Raw genomic sequence first — 16631 nt, 5'->3', positions numbered from 1 at the left:
TTGGCCACGGGGTGCGTCGGACCGGAATGTACGTTGAACGGCCGGTTCATGGGACACTGGAGGATCAGATATGCGGTATGTCCTGCGCTGGCCCCTGCCCAGTGAACGGTGAAGCCGCGTGAATGCCGACAGTTAGGACCCTGCGTGTCTCCCATGGCCCGCACCGCACCGGTGCCCGCCGCAACAGATCCGGCCATCATCCGGAACTTCTGCATCATCGCCCACATCGACCACGGCAAGTCCACCCTGGCCGACCGCATGTTGCAGTTCACCGGCGTCGTTCAGCAGCGCGACATGAAGGCCCAGTATCTGGACCGCATGGACATTGAGCGTGAGCGCGGCATCACCATCAAGTCCCAGGCCGTCCGGATGCCATGGGAAGTCGAAGGCACCGCCTACGCCCTGAACATGATCGACACCCCCGGCCACGTGGACTTTACGTACGAGGTCTCCCGCTCCCTGGCAGCTTGTGAAGGCGCAGTGCTGCTGGTCGACGCGGCCCAGGGCATCGAGGCGCAGACCCTGGCCAACCTTTACTTGGCGATGGAAAACAACCTCACCATCATTCCCGTGCTGAACAAGATTGACCTCCCGGCAGCCCAGCCGGAGAAGTATGCGGCTGAACTGGCCAATCTCATTGGTGGCGACCCGGATGACGTCCTCAAGGTGTCCGGCAAGACCGGCGTAGGCGTCGAGGCGCTCCTGGACAAGATTGTCCACGATCTCCCGGCTCCCGTGGGCGATCCCAATGCCCCTGCGCGAGCCATGATCTTTGACTCGGTGTATGACACCTATCGTGGCGTTGTCACCTACGTCCGGGTGGTGGACGGCAAGCTCAACCCACGCGAACGAATCCAGATGATGTCCACCCGCGCTTCGCATGAGCTGCTCGAAATCGGTGTCAGCTCACCGGAACCCACGCCATCCAAGGGCCTCGGTGTGGGTGAGGTGGGATACCTCATCACCGGAGTGAAGGATGTCCGCCAGTCCAAGGTTGGTGATACGGTCACCAACCTGGCCAAGCCGGCATCCGAGTCGCTCAGCGGCTACGCCGACGCCAAGCCCATGGTCTTCTCCGGTCTCTATCCGCTGGATGGTACGGATTACCCGGTCCTCCGCGACGCCCTGGAAAAGCTGATGCTTAATGACGCCGCGCTCGTGTACGAGCCGGAGACTTCGGCAGCGCTGGGCTTTGGATTCCGGGTCGGTTTCCTCGGCCTGCTGCACCTTGAAATCACGCGTGAGCGCCTGGAGCGGGAGTACAACCTCGACCTCATCTCAACTGCGCCCAACGTGGAGTACGAGGTAACGCTCGAGGACAAGAAGGTGGTCCACGTCACGAACCCGAGCGAGTACCCTGTGGGTAAGATCGCCGAGGTCCGTGAGCCGATGGTGTCAGCTACTGTCCTCGCCCCCAATGAGTTCGTCGGTGCCATCATGGAACTCTGCCAAAGCCGCCGAGGCCAGATGAAGGGCATGGACTACCTCTCCGAGGATCGTGTTGAGCTCAGGTACTGGATTCCGCTTGCTGAAATCGTGTTCGACTTCTTCGACCTCCTCAAGTCCAAGACCCGTGGCTATGCGTCGCTGGACTGGAAGGCGGACGGCGAACAGGTGGCCGATCTCGTCAAGGTGGACATCCTCCTCCAAGGCGAACAGGTGGATGCCTTCAGTGCCATCACCCACCGCGACAAGGCCTACTCGTACGGGGTCATGATGACCTCGAAGCTTCGCGAGCTCATTCCGAGGCAACAATTCGAGGTGCCCATCCAGGCCGCCATCGGCTCGCGGATCATCGCCCGTGAAAGCATCAGGGCCATCCGCAAGGACGTCCTTGCCAAGTGCTATGGCGGTGACATCACCCGTAAGCGCAAGCTGCTTGAGAAGCAAAAAGAGGGCAAGAAGCGCATGAAGATGGTGGGTCGTGTGGAGGTTCCCCAAGAGGCCTTCATCGCAGCCCTCACCACGGACGAGTCCAAGGACAAGGCCAAGAAGTAAATGCCCAGCGTCCTTCCTTTGGGCGATCCGGCACCTGCGGACGGGCTCCTGCCCCCGCAGGTGCTCAGTGGCGTCCAAGACCGTAAATTCGGCCTGTATGTCCACATCCCGTTTTGCGCGGTCCGCTGCGGTTACTGCGATTTCAACACCTACACCGCCACTGAACTGGGCGGCGGCGCGTCGCAGGACGCCTATGCCGGCACGGCCGTGGCCGAAGTGGATTTCGCCGTTCGCGCGCTGGAGGCTTCCGGCGTTCCATCCCGCCCGCTGAGCACCGTGTTCTTCGGCGGTGGCACCCCTACGCTGCTCCCGGCGGAAGACCTGGCACGGATCCTGCGTGCCGCCGTCGGACACTGGGGACTTGGGCCGGACGCAGAGGTGACCACCGAGGCGAACCCTGATTCCGTCACGCCCGAGTCCCTCCAAGTGCTCGCGGATGCCGGGTTTACCCGGGTGTCGTTCGGCATGCAGTCCGCTGTGCCGCATGTCCTCAAGGTCCTTGACCGCACCCACACCCCCAGCAGGGTCCCGCTGGTTGTTCAATGGGCACGCGACGCGGGCCTGGCGGTAAGCCTCGACCTGATCTACGGCACCCCGGGTGAGTCCATGGACGACTGGCGGCTGTCCTTGGAAACCGCCCTGTCCTACGATCCTGACCACATCAGTGCGTACGCGCTGATCGTCGAGGATGGCACCAAACTGGCTGCCCAGATCCGGCGTGGGGAAGTGCCGGGAATCGACGACGACGACCACGCAGCAAAGTACGAGCTCGCCGACCAGCTGATTTCAGCGGCAGGCCTCACCTGGTACGAGGTCAGCAACTGGGCCAGGACTCCCGAGCAGGCGTGCCGCCACAACCTCGCCTATTGGCGGGGCGACGACTGGTGGGGGATCGGCCCGGGAGCCCATTCCCATGTTGGCGGTGTCCGGTGGTGGAACGTCAAGCACCCCACTGCCTACGCTTCACGGCTGGCGGCGGCAACGTCGCCTGCTGCGGGCAGGGAAACCCTCGACGCCGGTACGCGGGAAGTGGAGCGCATCATGCTTGAGGCGCGCCTTGGCTCGGGATTGGACGTGGATGCCTTGGACAAAGTGGGCAGGCATGCCATGGCCGGGCTGATTGCCGATGGCCTGGTGGATCCCGCTGCCGCCTTCAAAGGCCGCTTGGTGCTGACCCTCAAGGGCCGTTTGTTGGCGGACGCAGTGGTGCGCAGGATCCTGCCGGACTGACCGCCCGCGGCGCTATTTGATCCAGCGCAGGTTGAAGCGGTAGCGGTGGGGTTGGCCGTGGTTGACGCGGATGCCCGCGGAAACGGAGAAGCACGTCAGGGCCACCCAGATGGCTGTCGCGATGACCGCGAAGATGTTGCCCACAACCGGCAGCAGGACCAGGATGTTCGCCAACACGGCCGCGATGGTGGGCGGAAGCGTGAAGTTCAGGGCTTCCTTGGACTCCTGCGCCGTGAACGGTCCACGCTCGCGGAAGATCAAGTAGATGAGCAAGGACGGAAGGCAGCCGAGGATTCCACCGAAGTGCGCCAACGTGGCCCACTGCCGGTCTTCGCTTGCCGTAAGGGGCAGTGCATTCGCAGGTGCGCCATGGTACTGGGGCTGGCCTGCGGCCCTGCCCTGTTCTTCTGGAGCGTTCTCTGCCACGGTGTCTTCCCTTTGCTGTAAAAATGCGGTGTTGCTGTCCCAGAATACTGGGTCCGGACTCCCTGCAGGGACCATCCGCCCCTGAAACGGGCAGGTGTCCCTGCTCAGGGGGCGGTCAGGAAGTCGATGACTTCCTCCACGCGCCCCAGAAGGGACGCTTCCAGGTCCGCATACGTCCGCACGGCACCGAGCAAGCGCTGCCAGCCGAGCCCGATGTCCTCCGCCGTTTCGTGCGGCCAGCCGAAAGCCCTCAGGATTCCCGTCTTCCAATCCGTGCCGCGAGGCACGTCAGGCCACTGTTCGATGCCCAGTACCTTGGGGCGGATCGCCTGCCATACATCGACGTAGGGGTGTCCCACGATCAACACGTTTCCCTTGGCTCCCGGTACCTGCATGGCCTCGGCCGCAATGCGTGACTCCTTCGAACCGGCCACCAAGTGGTCCACCAGGATTCCGAGCTTGCGTTGCGGACCGGGTCCGAAGGCGGCGATGGCGGACCGGAGGTCGTCCACGCCATGGAGCGGCTCCACGACGATGCCTTCCACCCGGAGGTCGTCACCCCAGACCTTTTCCACGAGTTCGGCGTCGTGCTTGCCTTCCACCCAGATCCGGCTGGCTTTTGCCACTTGTGCGCGTTGGCCCTGGACTTTGACAGAGCCCGACGCCGTCCGGCCGGGCTGGACAGCGCCGGCCGGTTGCCTGGCGGCCGGGGGGAGCAGACGAATGGCCTGGCCCTCCAGGAGGAAGCCGAACCCCAGTTGGAAGGACCGCGTCTTGCCCCGGCGGTCCTCAAGCGACACGATGTGCATTCCGCCGGACTTCTCTACCCGGACGACCTCGCCCACCCACCCGGATTGGACGTCTTCCAGGACCATCCCGCGCTGGACAGGCACGTCCGGAAGCTGCTGTTTGACGGGTGCGGAAAGGTCCTGCGGACCCCATGTGTCGAAAGCCAAGGACTTCATACCTCTTCGCGCTGGGTTTGATGGGCCGGTACCGGGTGGAGCCGGCTCCCCGGACGTCATCCGCGGGCGTTTTCAATGCTAGCAACGGGGTGGCCCATACTAGACTTGTTAGCACTTAGGCATGTTGAGTGCTAAAAGCAAGGGTCAGCCCGGGTCCATCCCATGCCGGGCAGCCCGCATTCGGAGCGTCGACAGGAGGTGTTGCACATGAGTGAGCCGCGCAAGCTGGAAGTGTTGCGTGCCATCGTCGAGGATTACGTGCACTCACGGGAACCTGTCGGCTCCAAGGCACTGGTGGAGAGGCACCATCTGGGCGTTTCCAGTGCCACCATCAGGAATGACATGGCCGTCCTGGAAGAGGAAGGCCTCATTGCCGCTCCGCACACCAGCGCGGGCCGCATTCCCACGGACAAGGGCTACAGGTTGTTCGTGGACCGGATTTCCCAAGTGAAGCCGCTCTCGGCCGCCGAGCGCCGGGCCATCCATTCCTTGCTTGAAGGCCCCGACGATCTTGACGACATCCTGGAGCGGACAGTCAGGCTCCTGTCGCAGTTGACCAACCAGGTAGCGGTGGTGCAATACCCGCACTCCAAGCGGGCCTTGGTCCGGCATGTGGAGTTCGTGCTGCTGGCACCCAAGCAGGTGCTGGTGGTCCTGATCGCGGACACCGGCAGCGTGGGACAAAAAGTCATCGATGCCGGAACCGAGGTCAGCAACGAGTCGTTGCTGGCCCTGCGTGCGAGGTTCCTGGGCAGCATTGCCGGCACTCCTTTGGAGCTGTTGCCGCAGGTGCTGCCCTCCGTCGTGGCCTTGTGCAGGCCGGAAGTCCGTGGGGTGGCGCAGGTCCTGGCCTCCGGACTCCAATCCCTCAGCGATACCAGTCGCGAAGAGCGGATCCTGATGGCGGGAACAGCAAACCTGGCCCGCTCCAACGTGGACTTCCCCCTGAGCATCGGCCCTGTACTTGAGGCCCTCGAGGAACAAGTAGTGATGCTTCGGTTGTTGTCTGACATGGGTGATGATCCGCGCGGGGTCACCGTCAGCATCGGTCGAGAGAACCCCTATGACGGGCTGTCCGAGGCCTCGGTGGTCGCCACGGGTTACGGCTCCGGCGCCAAGGTAGGCATCCTGGGGCCCACCCGGATGGACTATCCCACCACCATGGCCGCCGTGCGGGCCGTGGCCCGCTACCTTTCCCGTATTCTCGGCGGCTGACGCCGGCCACCAACGTAAGAACCGCAGGACAACAAGGAAGAGATACTGACTTTGAGCAGCCACTATGACGTTTTGGGAGTCTCCCCGGAAGCCACCGGAGAAGAGATCAAAAAGGCGTACCGCAAGTTGGCGCGAAAACTGCACCCGGACGTAAACCCGGGCGAGGATGTCGCTGAGCAGTTCAAGGCCGTGACGCACGCTTACGAAGTGCTGTCCGACCCGCAGAAACGCCGCGTGTACGACGCCACCGGCAACGAGAACGGAACCGACAACGGTTTCGGTGGCGGCTACTCCGGGCAGGGCTTTGCCTTCCAGGACATCTTCGATACCTTCTTTGGCGGTGGCGGCGCCGGACACGCAGGTCCTGCCTCACGCGTCCGGCGCGGCCAGGATGCCCTCATCAGCGTCCGCATCGACCTCAAGGACGCGGTCTTCGGCGTCAACAAGAAGCTTGAAGTCGACACCGCGGTTGTCTGCCCCACCTGTGATGGCAGCTGCTGCCGTCCCGGAACGCACCCTGAACGCTGCGACATCTGTGGTGGCAGCGGCCAGGTCCAGCGGGCAGTCCGCTCCATCCTCGGCCAAGTCATGACCACGGCCCCGTGTGGCTCCTGCGAAGGCTTCGGCACCATCATCAAGGACCCCTGCAACGAATGCAGCGGCCAGGGCCGCATCCGCAGCCGCCGCTCGCTGACCATCAAGGTGCCGGCGGGCGTGGCAACGGGAACGCGCATCCAGCTGTCCGGCCAGGGTGAGGCAGGCCCTGCCGGAGGCCCTGCCGGCGACCTCTACGTTGAGATCCGCGTCAACAGCGATTCCACGTACATCCGCGAAGGCGACGACCTCCACGCAACACTGAGCGTGCCGATGACTGCTGCCGCGCTGGGAACGGAACTGACCCTGGAGACCTTCGATGGCGCCCAGGAAATCGACGTCAAGGCGGGCACGCAGTCGGGTGAAATCATTACCCTCCGCGGTTTGGGGGTCACCCATCTTCGTGGCTACGGCCGCGGAGACCTCAAGGTGCACTTGCACGTCGAGACGCCGGTCAAGCTGGATGCCGCGCAGGAAGACCTGCTGAGGCAGCTTGCGAAGTTGCGCGGTGAGCAGTTCACGGAAGGCAAGCTCGTAGCCAGTGGCGGCATGTTCGCCAAGCTCCGGGACAAGCTCGGTAACCTGTAGCGGTGAGCAACCCCGTCTTCTTCACCCCGGCCGGGAGCCTGGACGGACTGGGGCCGGGTTCCGTGTTCATCCTCGAAGGTCCTGAAGCCCGCCACGCCGTGACCGTGAAGCGGTTGGCCGTCGGCGAACCCGTGGATCTCGCGGACGGGTCCGGCGCCCGGCTCACTGGCAAGGTGTCCGACGCCGGCCAAGGCTCGCTTTCGGTGACGGCAACGGACGTGGTCTTCGAGGAACAACCGTCGGTGCGGCTGGTGCTGGTCCAGGCCCTGGCCAAGGGCGACCGGGACGAGCTCGCCATCGAGACCGCCACGGAACTCGGCATCGACGCTGTCATTCCCTGGCAGGCGGAACGTTCCATCGTGCGGTGGAAGGGCGACCGTGCGGCCAAGGCCCATGCAAAGTGGCAGTCGGTGGTCACCGCCGCTGCCAAGCAGGCACGTCGCGCCTGGATCCCCGAGGTCAGGTCCATCGTGGACTCCGCATCGCTGGCCAAGGCAGTCGCTGAGGCAGACGTGGCCGTCATCCTCCATGAGGATGCAAAGAATGGACTGCGGTCCGTCCTGGAAGGCGCGGCCCAACTGGCCGGTGCCGGCCCCGACGCACCCCGGGAAGTCCTGTTGATCGTTGGACCGGAGGGTGGCATCTCGCCGCGCGAAGTAACCCGCCTTAGCGATGCTGGTGCCGTGACGGCCCTGTTGGGCCACCATGTCCTGAGGTCATCGACGGCCGGGCCTGCCGCCGTCGTACTGGCGAGCGATGTCCTGGGGCGCTGGCAGGAGGCTTGACCCAGGGCGTCAGTTGACGTTGAAGAGCCTGGTATCCAGTGTCGATTCGTCGGCTTGCCCGGAACTGTCCACCTGGGTCACGCGAAGCTCGTAGCGCCCGGGCTTCAGCGTGGCGCTGAAGGTGAAGACGCCGAATTGTCCCGGTTCACCGGTGGATTTTACTTGGCCGGTGAGCAGGCTGGTCCTGGCGCCGCCGTTATCCTGCAGGATTTGCCAGTTCACCGGCTTGGAGCTGTCCGTGCTGCGGCCGTTGAACTTGACGGCACCGGCCGGCAAAGTCGTGTCCTCCTGGGGGTCGATGATCCACAGGGGAGCCACCATCGAGGCGTCCCTCGCCATGGGTTGGCCGAGTTTCACTTGGCCGAAGGCCATGAAGTCGGTGTGTCCATCCACCAGGATGACCACCTGGATCTGTTGCCCGGAGTTGATCAGCCCGGAGGACGAGGCTGCGGCAGTGGCTGTGTACACCAACTGCTGGACCGCCCGTTGGGCCATGCCGGCGTCGAGGTTCGAGTTGAAGGCGTCCCGCGAAATGTCCACGGTGATGACGTTCTTGCCTGAGATCGATGTGGCCAGGCTGCCGGGTTCCTGCCATGGGGTGAAGAAATCGTGGTCCAGCGGCTTCTCGGCCATCATGATGCGCAGGGCGGTGGTGACGGGGTTCCCGTCGCCGGAGATGTCCCGGAACTCGCGGTAGAGGTAGACGTTGTCCTTGCTCCGCCCGATCCAATAGACGGGGATCTTGGTGGAGGCCTGGGTGGTTTCCAACGGCGCGTTGCTCGCGGGGGCGTCCTGGACATTGATGGCCGGGCTTGAGGTGGGCGCGGTGGTGCCGCCGTTGGCGATGCAACCGGTCAGGAACAGGACGGCAGCCATAGCGGGCGCGGCAACGGCGGACTTCGTCCGCTTGCGGGCGCCTTGCTGTGGGGTGGCTGACTGCGTGATGTGGGGTTTCCTTGCCTTGCTTCCGCCGGAGTGGGCGTCCGGTCCTGCGCGGGCGGACTTTTCACCCTGCCTTGCCAGCTTGGCACACGTCCGACGGCGGCTGGCCGGGTTTTGCCGGACCAGCACCAACTGAAACAGGATTGATACCGGCTTGATGCCGAGTTGAGACAAACAGCCAACGTTGCGGTGGTGGCATCCGGCTCTTCGTGCGATGGTGCCGTGCCAGTTCGGACGGCCGCTTGCTGGCGTAGGATTGAAGGCATTCCGGCATATGGCCGGACCACGGTGGGCGCGGCGCCTGACCGGGGAAAAGACGATAACCAACCGGAGGAGAACAGGCCGTACGGCCAGCACTATGAGTGAATCCCTGAATGGGCGGCTGCGGACCGGCAACGGGAACCCGGCGGCCACAGAGTTCCCGCACACCTTGCCGGGCACGCGCACGGAAATCGTCACGTTCGACAATTCAGACCAGATGGTTCACTCGCTGGGCAGCCACGACGAAGCCCTGCGTTACATCGAGGACCAGTTCCCGGACGTCAACTTCCATGTGCGGGGCAACGAGTTGTCCATGTCCGGTCCGTCGGCGGTCATCCCGCGGATCATGCGGCTTCTGGAAGAAGTGCGCGGGCTCGTCGCCAAGGGCACTACCGTCACGCCGGACATCCTGCAGCAGCTCGTTTCCCTGCTGGGGGCGCAGTCCGTCCAGAACCCTGTTGACGTCCTGACACACAACATCCTGTCCAGCCGGGGCAAGACCATCCGCCCCAAGACGCTGAACCAGAAGAACTACGTCGACGCCATCGACGACAACACCGTGATCTTCGGCATCGGCCCGGCCGGTACGGGCAAGACGTACCTGGCCATGGCAAAGGCCGTCCAGGCCTTGCAAAACAAGGAAGTCAGCCGGATTATCCTGACGCGTCCGGCAGTGGAAGCAGGGGAGCGGCTGGGCTTCCTTCCCGGTACCCTCAGCGACAAGATCGACCCCTACCTCCGTCCGCTGTACGACGCCTTGCACGACATGATGGACCCCGAGTCGATTCCCCGTCTCATGGCCGCCGGCACCATCGAAGTTGCCCCGCTGGCCTACATGCGTGGTCGGACGCTCAACGATGCCTTCATCATCCTGGACGAGGCGCAAAACACTACTCCGGAGCAGATGAAGATGTTCCTGACGCGCCTTGGTTTCGGTTCCAAGATGGTTGTGACGGGAGACGTGACCCAGATCGACCTTCCCTTCGGCGCAACGTCCGGCCTGCGGATCGTGAGGGAGATCCTGACGGGCATCGACGACGTCAACTTCTCGATCCTGGAGGCGGCCGACGTCGTCAGGCACCGCCTCGTGGCAGACATTGTTTCTGCGTACAGCAAATGGGACGACGCCCACCGCCCGGCGACAGCGGGCACCCAGCACAAACGCGGAGAACACAAATGAGCATTGAGGTCAACAACGAATCCGGCGTGGAGGTGGACGAAGCCCAGCTGGTCACGTTGTCGCGCTTCATCTTCGAGCGCTTGTACATCCACCCCCAGGCCGAGCTGTCCATCTTGTTGGTGGATGAGGCGGCCATGGAGAAACTCCACATCGAACTCATGGATGAGCCAGGGGCCACGGATGTGCTGTCCGTCCCGATGGACGAGTTGACGCCGGGCACCCCGGACCGGCCCACACCCCAGGGCATGCTCGGCGATATTGCCATTTGCCCGCAGGTGGCCGAAGTCCAGGCACGCAATGCGGGACACCCCACGCAGGACGAGATGTTGCTGCTGACCACCCACGGCATCCTGCACCTGCTGGGCTTCGACCACGCCGAGCCGGACGAGAAGGAAGAGATGTTCGGCCTGCAGCGCGAACTGCTGTCTGAGTTCCTGGGCAAGGATGCCCCCATGGAGACCATGCAGTGACCTCGCTCCTCCTGGTCGGCATGGCGCTGGTCTTCCTGAGCTTCGTCGCCCTTCTGACGGCGGCCGAGGCCGCCTTCAATTTCCTGCCCCGGCACGAAGCTGAACAATCCGTGCACCGGAGCAAGGGCAAAGCCCTGGGGAGCATCCTCCAGAACCCCGTTGCGCACATCCGCGCGCTGCGCTTTTGGCGCGTATGGTTCGAAATGGCAGCTGCGGTGGCGGTCGCCGTCGTACTTCACAGCCTGCTGGACAACGTATGGCTCGCCGGGCTCGCAGCCACCGGCATCATGGCGGTCATAGGTTTTGTCCTGGTTGGGGTTTCGCCGCGGCAGCTGGGGAGGGCGCACTCAGGTCCGGTGGTGCGGTTCACGGCACCGCTGATCCGGTTCCTCTGCTGGATACTCGGACCAATTCCCGGGTGGCTCGTGGCCCTGGGCAGCGCGGTGGCACCCGGCGCCCCGGGCGGCGACGACGCTTTCGTCAGCGAGGAAGAGTTCCGGGAGTTCGTGGACCGCGCGGCCGAGTCGGACATGATCGAGGACAACGAGGCCGAACTCATCCACTCGGTGTTCGACTTTGGGGATACCTTGGTGCGGTCGGTCATGGTTCCCCGAACGGACATCGTCAGCATCTGTACCGGTTCCGGGCTGGAAGCGGCGATGGCCCTGTTTCTCCGCTCAGGCTATTCGCGGATTCCGGTCATCGGCGAGAACACCGACCAGATCCGGGGCATCCTCTACCTTAAGGACGTTGCTGCGGCGCTCCACCGCAACGAGCACGGCCTGCAGCCGCACGACGTCGATTCGCTGGCCCGCGAGGTCCGGTACGTTCCGGAGTCCAAGCCGGTGAGCGACCTCTTGAAGGAACTCCAGCAGGAATCGACGCACGTGGCCATCGTGATCGACGAGTACGGTGGCACGGCCGGCCTGGTGACCCTTGAGGACCTCATCGAGGAAATCGTCGGGGAAATCGTGGACGAATACGACGCCGCGGCGGAAGAAGCTGTTGACCTCGGCGACGGAACCTACCGTGTCAGCGCCCGCATGAGCATCGACGATCTTGGCGAACTCTTCGACATGGATCTTGACGACGACGAGGTGGACACGGTGGGTGGCCTCCTGGCGAAGGCGCTGGGCCAGGTACCGATCGTGGGAAGTTCAGTGGAGGTGAACGGGGTGTCGCTCAGGGCCGATAGGCTTGAGGGTCGGCGAAACCGGGTCAGCCACATCATTGCGGCAGCAATGCCAAAAGAAGAAACTGACCTTGAAAACCTTCTCGACGAGGCCGGCACAACGCAACAGGGAGTTCCACGTGAGCAAGCAAAATAAGAAATTCGACGCCGAGGACGCGTTCGGCGGCTTCCACGCCGGTTTCTCGGTCCTGGTTGGCCGCCCCAACGCCGGTAAATCCACCTTGACCAATGCCTTGGTGGGGCAGAAGGTGGCCATCACGTCGGCCAAACCGCAGACCACGCGGCACACGATCCGCGGCATCGTGCACCGGGAAGATGCCCAGCTCATCCTCGTGGATACTCCCGGACTCCACCGTCCCCGCACCCTGCTGGGCAAGCGGCTCAACGAGCTCGTGGCGGACACCCTGGCAGAGGTTGATGCCATCGGTTTCTGCCTTCCTGCGAACGAGAAGATCGGCCCCGGCGACAAGTACATCGCCGCCCAATTGGCGGGAGTGGGCCGCAAGCCCATCGTGGCGATCGTGACCAAGACCGACCTGGTGGACCGGCAGGCCCTGACTGAACAATTGCTTGCCGTCGCCGAACTGGGAAGGGAAGTCCTCGGAGACCAAGGGTGGGCGGACATCGTCCCCGTTTCGGCCGCCGATGGATTCCAGGTCAACACGGTTGCCGATGTCCTCATTGGGCACATGCCGGCATCTCCGCCGCTCTACCCGGATGGCGAACTGACCGACGAACCTGAAGCAGTCATGATTGCCGAACTGATCCGCGAGGCGGCACTCGAAGGTGTCCGCGACGAACTTCCGCACTCGTTGGCCGTGGTGGTCGAGGAGATTGTTCCCCGTGAGGGCCGTACCGAGGACAACCCCCTGCTGGATGTCCGCGTCAATCTTTACGTGGAGCGTCCCTCGCAGAAGGCCATCATCATTGGCAAGGGCGGAAGCCGGCTGCGCGAGGTGGGCACCAACGCACGCAAAGGTATTGAAACGCTGCTGGGCACCCGCATCTACCTGGATTTGCACGTCAAGGTCGCCAAGGACTGGCAGCGGGACCCCAAGCAATTGGTGAAGCTGGGCTTCTGATTGGCCCTACGCATCGGCGTGGTCAGGGGATGGATGAGCAAGTTCACAGAAACGGCCACTATGATTGCGGAGATTCACCTGTTTGAGGAAAGGTAACCGAATAGTGCGACGTCGTGAAGCCCACGCCCAGGGCACCGGCACCGCTGCTCCCGGTGAGGCGCGCCATGGTGGGGGTCCCGAAGGAACTCCGCGCCACATGAACGCGCCCAAGGGGCTGCCCGTGTGGCTGAAAATCGTTACCGGAGTGGTTTCCGTGGCTTTGGTGGCCGGCGTAGCTTTCGCGGCATTCTGGTTCATCCGGCTCCAGAGCAACATCACCAAGGCACCGCTGAGCGCCGGCGACGAGCGGGTTTCCGGCGATGCCACTGTCAACGACAAGTCGGACAGGCTCCAGATCCTCATCCTGGGATCCGACACCCGCGACGGCAAGAACGCGCAATACGGCACGTCTGAGGATTCCACGGGCTACGGCCACTCGGACGTCATGATGTTGCTGGACATCTCTGCCGACAACAAGCGGGTCAGCGTCATGAGCTTCCCTCGTGACCTGCTGGTCGACGTCCCGCAATGCACCGACCACACCAACAACCAGACCTTCCCCGCGCGCAGTGGCGTCATGATCAATGCCGCCATGGCGGAAGCCGGGATCGGTTGCGCCGTGGATACGATCAACAAGCTCACGGGCCTCACCGTGGACCACTTCATGATGGCAGACTTCAACGCGGTCAAGGAGTTGTCCAAGGCCGTTGGCGGCGTGGACGTGTGCGTCAGCGACCCCGTTTTTGACCCCGACTCCGGCCTTCGCCTGGCCAAGGGCAACTCGCACGTGGAAGGTGAGCAGGCTTTGGCCTTCCTCCGTACGCGCCATGCGTTCGGCGACGGCGGCGACCTTGGCCGCATCAAGGGGCAGCAGGCCTTCCTTTCTTCCCTGACCCGGAAGTTGAAGTCCGAAGGCACCTTGGCCAACCCGCAGCGCCTGCTGCAGATTGCCGATGTGGTGACACAGAACCTCACGGTGGACGAAGGCTTGGCCTCGGTCCCAACGTTGCTGACCATCGGCGGCCGGTTGAAGGACATTGATGTCTCCAAGGTGGCGTTTGTCTCTGTGCCCACCCAGCCGGCGGCCGTCGATCCCAACAGGCTTGAATTGGTGGAACCCCAGGCCTCGCAGCTCTTTGCTGCGCTCCGCGCGGACCTTGACCTGACCAACCCGGGAGCTACGTCGAGTCCTTCGGCAACGCCTTCCGCCACGGACGCGGCGTCGGCTGCACCCACTACGGTTGCGCCTCCGGCGTCGGCGTACAACAAGGCCATCCAGCCTGTTTCCGTGGCCAATGGCAGTGGCGTGGGTACGCGGGCACAGGAAATCATGTCCGTTCTGACCGGAAATGGCTTCACCCAGGCGGTGTCCTACCTGGCCAACCCGGTGGAACAGACGGTCGTTTACTACGGTGCCGACTTCGCTGACGTGGCTACGGATGTGGCGGCGCTCTTCGGTATCCCGGCAACCCAGGTCAAACAAGCCGCGGGCGTTTCCGGAGTCCAGGTTTACGTGGGTACGGACTTTGCAAGCGGTACCGCGTATGGTGCGGCTTCAGTTCCTACGGATGTGGTGAACCAGACGGCCAAGGATGCGGTGTGCCAACAAGTGAACCCCCTCTACATCACCCAGTAACTATCCGGACTTAATGAACAGTGGCCGGTTCCCTGGTGGGAACCGGCCACTGTTCATTGCTGACGTTTACCAGATGCTGACGCGCTCCCCGGGTGCCATCCACATGGTGTCCTGCTCCTGGACATCGAAGGCTTCATGGAAGGCGTTGAGGTTCCGGGCGATCGCGTTGGTCCGGAATTCGTTGGGGGAGTGGGGATCAGTGGCGAGGCGTCGGATGGCTTCCTCGGAACGGATCACTTGGCGCCATCCCGCAGCCCAGGACATGAAGAAGCGCTGCTGTCCTGTGAAACCATCGATCACCTCCGGCTCGGCACCGTCGAGGCTGAGGAGGTAGGCCTTGTAGGCGATGGTGAGTCCGCCGAGGTCGCCAATATTTTCGCCCAGCGTGAGCTTGCCGTTGACTTTGTGGTCCGGTGCGGCATAGGGAGACAGGGCGTCGTACTGGGCAACCAGCTTGGCGGTGCGGGTCTCGAAGGCCGCGCGGTCCTCTTCGGTCCACCAGTTGCGCAGGGCGCCACTGCCGTCGAACTGGGATCCCTGATCGTCAAAACCGTGGCCGATTTCATGGCCGATCACTGCGCCGATGCCGCCGTAGTTCACAGCGTCGTCCGCGTCCGCGTTGAAGAACGGTGGCTGCAGGATGGCTGCGGGGAAGACGATTTCGTTCAGCATCGGGTGGTAGTAGGCGTTGACCGTCTGCGGCGTCATGAGCCACTTGTTGAGGTCCACCGGCTTGCCGATTTCATCCAGGTGGCGGTCGATGTCTGCGTCGTGGGCGCGCTCCACATTGCCCAGGAGGTCATTGGGGTGGATCTCAACGGCGGAGTAGTCGATCCACTTCTCGGGGAAGCCGATCTTGGGGCGGAATGCTTCCAGTTTCTTCAGGGCCTCCGCCTTGGTCGCCTCGCCCATCCACTCAAGGGAGGAAATGCTGGCGCGGTAGGCCTCGATCAGGTTTGAAACCAGGGTTTGCATCCGTGCTTTGTGGCCTTGCGGGAAATGCCGTTCAACGTAGATCTGGCCTACTGCTTCACCCAGGGCTGACTCCACCACCGCCACGCCACGCTTCCAGCGTTCCTTGTTTTGCGGAGTGCCGCTGAGCGTGGTGCCGTAGAAGTCGAAGTTCGCATCAACGAACTCAGCGGACAGGTAGGGCGCAGCCGAGCCGAGGACACGAAGGGTGAGCCATTCCTTCCACGTCGCAAGGTCGGCCGACTCCAGCAGCCCGGCGGCGCCGGCAAAGAAGTCGGGCGTGCTGACCACGATTTCCGTGCGTTTCCCTTCGTCAATGCGGGCTGCCTCGAACCATGCATTGAGCAGGGGGAAGAGGTCGGCCGCCTCTTTCGCGGTCTTGAGGTTGTAGGTTTTCTGCGGATCCCGCAGTGTGACGTTGTCCCAGTGGTGGGAGGCGAGCGATGTCTCCAGGGCAACGATCCGGCCTGCGGCCGCCTCGGCGTCCGGTACGCCGGCCAGGCTGAAGAGCTTCGAAATGTACTCACCGTAGGCGGTGACGATGGGAGCGAATTTCTCTTCACGGTAGTACGACTCGTCCGGCAGGCCCAGGCCGCCCTGGCTGATGTACAGGAGGATGCGCTCGGGATTGCCGGCATCCGGGGCGGGGTAGATACCGAAGAGCCCGGAGACATCGGAACGGAACAACCGTCCGATCAGGGCAACGAGGTCACCGCTGGAGGACACCGCGCGGACATCCTCGAGGCGGCCGCGAACGGGGTCGAGCCCCTTGGCCTCAGCGGCCGCCTCGTCCATGAAGCTTGCGTAGAGACCGCCGACTTTCCGTTCGACGCCGGTCGCGGCCTCGCCCTTGCCCGCAGCTTCTTCGATGATCGCCTTTACTGCCAGTTCCGCTTCGTCGCGCAGGGCGGTAAAGGTGCCTTCCAACGGGCGGTCGTCCGGAATGGTTGTGTTGTTAAGCCAGGCTCCGTTGACGTGCTGGTAAAGATCGTCCTGCGGCCGGACGTTGTGATCGATGTTGGAAAGAGTGATCCCCGACTGTGGCACTGTGGCTCC

Annotated in this window: 14 protein-coding genes; 10 read left to right on the top strand and 4 right to left on the bottom strand. The window is 63.5% G+C overall.

Going from position 1 to position 16631, the window contains the following annotated elements:
* Positions 1–144: 144 nt before the first annotated feature.
* Positions 145–1998 carry a translation elongation factor 4 gene (lepA, locus tag ACIQT2_RS01190; RefSeq protein ID WP_400332050.1) on the top strand — a complete coding sequence of 618 codons (1854 nt, stop codon included), beginning with the start codon at positions 145–147 and terminating at the stop codon, positions 1996–1998.
* Complete coding sequence (hemW, locus tag ACIQT2_RS01185) at positions 1999–3228, top strand: radical SAM family heme chaperone HemW (RefSeq protein WP_402942784.1); 1230 nt, start codon at positions 1999–2001, stop codon at positions 3226–3228. It begins immediately after the preceding gene.
* A gap of 12 nt (positions 3229–3240) precedes the next feature.
* Here the strand turns inward: hemW and ACIQT2_RS01180 are convergent, their stop codons facing one another.
* Both ACIQT2_RS01180 and ACIQT2_RS01175 read right to left on the bottom strand, forming a co-directional pair.
* A complete protein-coding gene (locus ACIQT2_RS01180) occupies positions 3241–3654 on the bottom strand; it encodes a DUF4870 domain-containing protein (RefSeq protein ID WP_387437228.1) in 414 nt (137 codons plus the stop codon).
* Between the two features lie 104 nt (positions 3655–3758).
* Entirely contained in the window at positions 3759–4610 is an 852-nt protein-coding gene (locus ACIQT2_RS01175; protein ID WP_402942781.1) for a DUF3097 domain-containing protein, read from the bottom strand.
* A 216-nt stretch (positions 4611–4826) separates the two neighbouring features.
* Between ACIQT2_RS01175 and hrcA the strand changes: the two genes are divergently transcribed.
* The 3 genes from hrcA to ACIQT2_RS01160 are packed head-to-tail and all read left to right on the top strand — an operon-like array spanning position 4827 to position 7801.
* On the top strand, positions 4827–5834 hold the full coding sequence (gene hrcA / locus ACIQT2_RS01170) for a heat-inducible transcriptional repressor HrcA (protein WP_400332059.1): 1008 nt from the start codon (positions 4827–4829) through the stop codon (positions 5832–5834).
* 51 nt (positions 5835–5885) lie between these two features.
* On the top strand, positions 5886–7016 hold the full coding sequence (dnaJ, locus tag ACIQT2_RS01165; RefSeq protein WP_402942778.1) for a molecular chaperone DnaJ: 1131 nt from the start codon (positions 5886–5888) through the stop codon (positions 7014–7016).
* Between the two features lie 2 nt (positions 7017–7018).
* Positions 7019–7801, top strand: a complete 783-nt coding sequence (locus tag ACIQT2_RS01160; protein ID WP_402942776.1) for a 16S rRNA (uracil(1498)-N(3))-methyltransferase — start codon at positions 7019–7021, stop codon at positions 7799–7801.
* 9 nt (positions 7802–7810) lie between these two features.
* Here the strand turns inward: ACIQT2_RS01160 and ACIQT2_RS01155 are convergent, their stop codons facing one another.
* A complete protein-coding gene (locus tag ACIQT2_RS01155; RefSeq protein WP_402942773.1) occupies positions 7811–8917 on the bottom strand; it encodes a GerMN domain-containing protein in 1107 nt (368 codons plus the stop codon).
* 184 nt (positions 8918–9101) lie between these two features.
* Between ACIQT2_RS01155 and ACIQT2_RS01150 the strand changes: the two genes are divergently transcribed.
* From ACIQT2_RS01150 to ACIQT2_RS01130, 5 genes are all read left to right on the top strand, one after another.
* On the top strand, positions 9102–10184 hold the full coding sequence (locus ACIQT2_RS01150) for a PhoH family protein (protein WP_400332068.1): 1083 nt from the start codon (positions 9102–9104) through the stop codon (positions 10182–10184).
* A complete protein-coding gene (gene ybeY / locus ACIQT2_RS01145) occupies positions 10181–10654 on the top strand; it encodes an rRNA maturation RNase YbeY (protein ID WP_397321680.1) in 474 nt (157 codons plus the stop codon). The genes ACIQT2_RS01150 and ybeY overlap by 4 nt, the downstream gene beginning before the upstream one ends.
* Positions 10651–11982 carry a hemolysin family protein gene (locus ACIQT2_RS01140; RefSeq protein WP_402942768.1) on the top strand — a complete coding sequence of 444 codons (1332 nt, stop codon included), beginning with the start codon at positions 10651–10653 and terminating at the stop codon, positions 11980–11982. The genes ybeY and ACIQT2_RS01140 overlap by 4 nt, the downstream gene beginning before the upstream one ends.
* Positions 11966–12928, top strand: a complete 963-nt coding sequence (gene era / locus ACIQT2_RS01135) for a GTPase Era (RefSeq protein ID WP_400332074.1) — start codon at positions 11966–11968, stop codon at positions 12926–12928. Before ACIQT2_RS01140 ends, era begins: the two co-directional genes overlap by 17 nt.
* A gap of 196 nt (positions 12929–13124) precedes the next feature.
* Positions 13125–14603, top strand: a complete 1479-nt coding sequence (locus ACIQT2_RS01130) for an LCP family protein (protein WP_402942765.1) — start codon at positions 13125–13127, stop codon at positions 14601–14603.
* A gap of 66 nt (positions 14604–14669) precedes the next feature.
* Here ACIQT2_RS01130 and ACIQT2_RS01125 read toward each other — a convergent pair whose 3' ends face one another.
* Positions 14670–16622: a M13 family metallopeptidase gene (locus ACIQT2_RS01125; RefSeq protein WP_402942762.1), complete on the bottom strand. Its 1953-nt coding sequence runs from the start codon at positions 16620–16622 to the stop codon at positions 14670–14672.
* Positions 16623–16631 lie beyond the last annotated feature (9 nt).

Source organism: Paenarthrobacter sp. NPDC090522 (assembly GCF_044769225.1).
Classification (GTDB): Bacteria; Actinomycetota; Actinomycetes; order Actinomycetales; family Micrococcaceae; genus Arthrobacter.
Note: the sequence above shows the minus strand (reverse complement) of the source record. Positions and strands in the feature narration are given on the sequence as shown.